This window comes from Bradyrhizobium sp. (genome assembly GCF_017881085.1).
Classification (GTDB): Bacteria; Pseudomonadota; Alphaproteobacteria; order Rhizobiales; family Xanthobacteraceae; genus Bradyrhizobium.
Genome location: NZ_JADGRI010000371.1, coordinates 1 through 4,732 on the forward strand (window position 1 = coordinate 1; position 4,732 = coordinate 4,732).

The window sequence follows — 4,732 nt, forward strand, 5'->3', positions numbered from 1 at the left end:
ACGATGGTGCCATAAATGCGATCCCGGTCTCGGATCATGTAGCCCGGAGCCCCGTCCCAAGGAAACGCCTCCGTTATTTGACGGGCAACCCATTCTGCCTCAACGGACATTCAGACTGATGGCTGTCTGAGTTCAATTCTTGGATGATCCCGCGAGCCATTCCAAGAGAACATCGCGGGCAACATCCGCGGTGATCGCGGAAGTGAGAGGTCCCTGGGCAGCCTGCGCTGCCACCCGTATCCCTATCTCCGTACTAAGGTCGTCAATCTGCGCCGCAATTTTCTCGGCAACTGTCCTCGGATCGACCCGACGTTCTCGCACAGATTTAATATAGGCATCGACTTGGTCGACAAGATCGAGATGTACCTTGCGGCCTCTTCGAACATCGCCCACGAAATTTGGATCGCTGACGGCGGCTTTGCCAAAAAAGGTAGCACTCATGCCGCTTTCCTTTAGGAACGCTTCAATATCCGCTAAAAACGTTTCAGGATACGTCATTTCAATTCAGCCCACTTGCTCAGCGGCCGTATTCGAACGCGCCGACGGGTGCCCACTGTCTGCTCAAATGGCGCTGGGTCGGTGGAATTGCTCGCGTGTAACCCACGCTATGCGATCCATGGGCAGAGATTCATTGACGTGGATCAATTGAAGCGCAACGACGTGACTGAAGGCGAAAACCATTTGTGCGCCGCCACCCGTTAAACAGTCATCTGTAAGAAAAATAGGATTTTCCATTTAGGAGAATCGGGAGTAGCAATTGCGACCTCGAAGGAATTGCCAAGAAAACGGCGATGTTCCGAAGTCACCGCTCCCCAATCGGCAATTGCTGCCGTCGGTAGGCAAGCATCGCATTACAAAGTAGCGTTCAAGGTGCGCTGGCATCGGCCTTGCCCGTGCTCCGGCGTAAACAACCGCTGGGGCATCTCCACCGCAAGGGAGGAGTGCTAATCATGACCCAAATTCATTCGTTGTCCGCAGAATGGTTGCCCGTTTCAATTGCGCCATCTGACGCAAACCTCGAAGTCTGCGTCATGGATTTTGATGGGATTGTCCTCGCGCTAGCGTACCCGTGTCACAAAAATGGAGCCGATTTGGTCGATGCTTCAAATAAGAAGCACGTCGACATTCAGCCGACGCAGTGGCGCAAATGGTCTGAGAGCCATTAAATCGAAAGATTAAGCTTCCATTTTCTCATGCTTGGATTCTAAGCCGTCGTTGGCTACCTTCAGGGAGGCAACGGCCATGGCCGCGCCGTATCCCGAAAAAAATGTTACGCCTTTCACGCAGGACATAGCGGACGCCGCGTTAAGCCCCGTCATCCGCAACATCACCTTCGCCGATCTCCAGGACGCGCTCCGTCTCGGCTGGGCTGATTTCAAGGCCGTGCCGAACCACCCCATCATTCTCTGCCTCTACGTGATCTATCCCGCGCTCAGCCTAGTGCTGGCTGGCATGGTGCTTGGCTATTCGTTGCTGCCGCTATTGTTTCCGTTGCTGGCCGGTTTTACGCTGATGGGCCCGTTTGCGGCCCTGGGTCTCTACGAACTCAGCCGCCGCAGAGAACTGGGCGAAGAGGCGTCTCCGTGGCAAGCGACCAAGGTGCTGCGGTCGCCGTCGTTCGGCGCCATGCTGGGGCTAGGTACGCTGCTGCTGACGATCTTCGTGGTTTGGGTGGCAACGGCGCAGGTGATCTACGTCTCGACGTTCGGCAACGCTCCCTCCGTTGGCATTCCGCATTTCGCCACGCGGGTGCTCACCACCTCGGAAGGATGGGAGCTGATCGTGGTCGGTTGCAGCGTGGGCTTTCTGTTCGCGGTAGTGGCGCTGTGCATCAGCGTGGTGTCGTTTCCGCTAATCCATGATCGCCATGCCAGCGCCGCGGACGCGATAACGACATCGTTTCGCGCGGTTGCGCAAAACCCTGTTTCGATGGCGGCATGGGGATTGATAGTCGCCGTACTCCTCCTGCTCGGTTCGATGCCACTCTTTCTTGGTCGCGCAGTTGTGATCCCGCTGCTCGGCCATTCCACTTGGCATCTCTATCGCAAGGTGGTCGAGCGCAATCCGAACCTGCCGGAGAGGTGATTAAATAAAGATGCCATTTGCTGCGGTGCATGAGGCTGCTCGTGGCACAAATGCGAAGTGCCGACTGCATCAAGCAATGTCTGAAGTTGGGTGCAAAGCGGAAAACATCTGCTCGCTCGGAGTATTTCGCATTGTGACCCACAAGAGACGTTCCGGTCTGACATGCACGGGCATCAGGCGTTACGAACTTACCGCGCAAACAAAGGAATAGCTTGAGATAATGCTGACCGTCTGACCCGGTACGAGCCAAAATTCGCAACTACTGTTTTGATGCGGTCCAGCGTCCGGCACATCCATCGGAACGCACGAATGAACCGGAGCCGCTGCGGCCCGAGAAACGGCCGAAACTGTTCCAACTCAAACCTGAGACGGATCCGCCTGACGTCGTGGAGCCATTTGGACTGACTTGACCGGAACTGAGTTCCCCCGCGATCCTTCCGCCGGTGATGACTAGTCGCTCGGTACTGGTGCCGCAAGTCGCGCCCACGGCATGGACAATCCATGCGCCATCGAAATTGCCGCCGCCACCGTCACTGCTGCCTTTTCGCGCGGCGCGGCGCGGCGCTTCCGCTTCCGGCTTTCTGCCTCGTGCCGGCTTTGAGGGTTCAACCGCCCGCGGCGCTTCGCGGGAGCCGGACAGCGACTTTTCGTCATTGCCGATGCTACCGCCGGCGCTGCCTGATTGCGCTAATGCCGCGCCTGGGCCGATCGGGACGATGAATGACATGCAGAACAGGGCAATCTTGATCCGGCGAGGAATGGCGTCTTGCATCATCATCGTCTGTTTTCCAATTGACCGGATTTGAAATCTAGCGGCCCGATCCATCGGCGCACACCGCCCCGATGATGCGGCAAGACTTGCCAGTCCTGCCGCAATCGTCAAGCGCCGCATCCCTGGCCCGCTGGATGGTGTCGCGCTGAACCAGCGACCAGGATTTGCCTGAAATCGCGAACGCGCCGCATCGTCCTGCGTAGAAACTCAATTCGATCGGGCATTTGCCGGCTCCGCAATTGGAGCGCGCGTCCTCCACGGCCGCTCTGCGCGAGGCATGATTCCAGGAAATTCCCCATTTGTTGCTGTCGGGGCCGTAGACGATCGATCCCCACGGTTTCAGATCGTCCATTTTTCGCAAGCGTGTCAGCACCCCTTCGGTGGCTTCGCCTGACGGCTTCATGTTGCTTTTTTCCTGAAATTTGGCGATCGCCAGCTTCATGCCGGTTTTGCTGTCGGGCTGCTCCGGATCGAAATTGTGTTCGTACAGACGTTCGCTCAATTCCTGCAGTAGCGCGGCATCCTTGATCGGCACGAAGTCGGGATCCGGGCGCAGCGTATCGGTGAGCCGCGCCTCCGGCGAAGGTGCAATGGCTACCTGGGGCGATGAAGCCGCCGCCGCAGGCGCGACGAAATAGAAGGTGCCGTCAATCGGCGAGGAGGACACCCATGGTTGCTGCGCCCCGCCGGTCTCCCGCTTCACGGTGAGGCCGACCTGATTGAAGGTCTGGAAGATGTCGAGCCCCGCCGTTCGAATTGTCGTCGCCAACGCCTTGGTATAGGGGCTGTGGCCCTCTCTGCCGTCCTGGGCGACGCTGCCGGGCTGCGTGGCATAGGAGATCAGCGTGCCCTCCGGTGCCCGCATCTGGGCAAGGCCACCCTCGGACGAGCGCAATCCGCGGGCGCCGAATGGATTATTGCGGCAGGCGTCGAGGATTACCATGTTGAGCCGCGTGCCCGATCCCTGCATCTGACGCAGCACAAGATTGACGTCCACCATCTGGAAATCGACATCGGCCTCGCGCGTCGGATTGGCGCTGACCGGCACCAGATAGTTCGAGCCCGTCACCTGAACACCGTGGCCGGCATAGTAGAACAGCGCGACGTCGGCGCCCTGGATCTGCCGCCCGAAGTTTTGCACGGCGTTGTCGAGCGCCGACTTGTCGAGATCGAGCTGGGCGCGTCCGCCGATCAGGGTGAAGCCGAGGCTCGACAGGGTATCGGCCATCAGCGTCGCATCGTTGCGGGGATTGTCGAGCGGGGTAATGTTTTGATAGGCTGAGTTACCCACCACCAGCGCGACGCGCTTCTCCGCAGCGGCGGGACCGGTCGATAGCAGCGACAGCACGACCATCACGGCTGCCAGCGCGCCGCGATTTCCCGTGCAGATTGATGGCGGCCCTCGCATCCCAATGCATCCCGCAAGTCAGCTGCGGCAGACTAGCAGCCGGCGAGCGCCGCGAAAAGCGTCGCCGCTCTCTGATCTGCCACTCACCCGGCGCCACTTCTGTTAATGGGACCAACCGGGCCGGTCTGATGATGTCCGTTGTTCGGAGTAAACCGGAAGTGGCTGGCAAGGGGTCAAAACGGCGCTTTTGACCCCTAAGCGACATTCGTCAGTCTTTGTCAGCTGGGTGGTCGGCCTTAACGAATGGTGCCGTCGTTCTCAGCGATTTCCCTCGATGCCGAGAATATGTCCCAAGTCGCGATGAACATGGCCGCGATCACCGGACCGATGACAAATCCGTTGAGGCCGAAGGTAGCGATTCCGCCCAGCGTGGAGATAAGAACGACGTAGTCGGGCATCTTTGTGTCTTTGCCCACCAGGATAGGACGCAAGAAGTTATCTACGAGTCCGATGACGAGCGCACCGAA

Annotated in this window: 6 protein-coding genes; 2 read left to right on the plus strand and 4 right to left on the minus strand. The window is 58.7% G+C overall.

Going from position 1 to position 4,732, the window contains the following annotated elements; translation table 11 throughout:
* Window positions 1-132: 132 nt before the first annotated feature.
* Window positions 133-498 carry a hypothetical protein gene (locus QZ213_RS24705; RefSeq protein WP_291688695.1) on the minus strand — a complete coding sequence of 122 codons (366 nt, stop codon included), beginning with the start codon at window positions 496-498 and terminating at the stop codon, window positions 133-135.
* Window positions 499-950: 452 nt separating this feature from the next.
* On the opposite strand from QZ213_RS24705, the gene QZ213_RS24710 reads away from it, so the two are divergent.
* On the plus strand, window positions 951-1,166 hold the full coding sequence (locus QZ213_RS24710) for a hypothetical protein (RefSeq protein ID WP_291688696.1): 216 nt from the start codon (window positions 951-953) through the stop codon (window positions 1,164-1,166).
* Between the two features lie 76 nt (window positions 1,167-1,242).
* The gene (locus QZ213_RS24715; protein ID WP_291688697.1) at window positions 1,243-2,085 is read left to right on the plus strand and encodes a DUF2189 domain-containing protein; all 843 of its coding nucleotides are present in this window, start codon (window positions 1,243-1,245) and stop codon (window positions 2,083-2,085) included.
* A 259-nt stretch (window positions 2,086-2,344) separates the two neighbouring features.
* On the opposite strand, the gene QZ213_RS24720 is transcribed toward QZ213_RS24715, so the two are convergent.
* The 3 genes from QZ213_RS24720 to QZ213_RS24730 form a co-directional block, all read right to left on the minus strand.
* A complete protein-coding gene (locus QZ213_RS24720) occupies window positions 2,345-2,911 on the minus strand; it encodes a hypothetical protein (RefSeq protein WP_291688698.1) in 567 nt (188 codons plus the stop codon).
* Window positions 2,895-4,211, minus strand: a complete 1,317-nt coding sequence (locus QZ213_RS24725; RefSeq protein ID WP_291688700.1) for a caspase family protein — start codon at window positions 4,209-4,211, stop codon at window positions 2,895-2,897. The genes QZ213_RS24720 and QZ213_RS24725 overlap by 17 nt, the downstream gene beginning before the upstream one ends.
* A 290-nt stretch (window positions 4,212-4,501) precedes the next feature.
* On the minus strand, window positions 4,502-4,732 hold a 231-nt coding region (locus QZ213_RS24730), incomplete at its 5' end, for an AI-2E family transporter (RefSeq protein ID WP_291688699.1).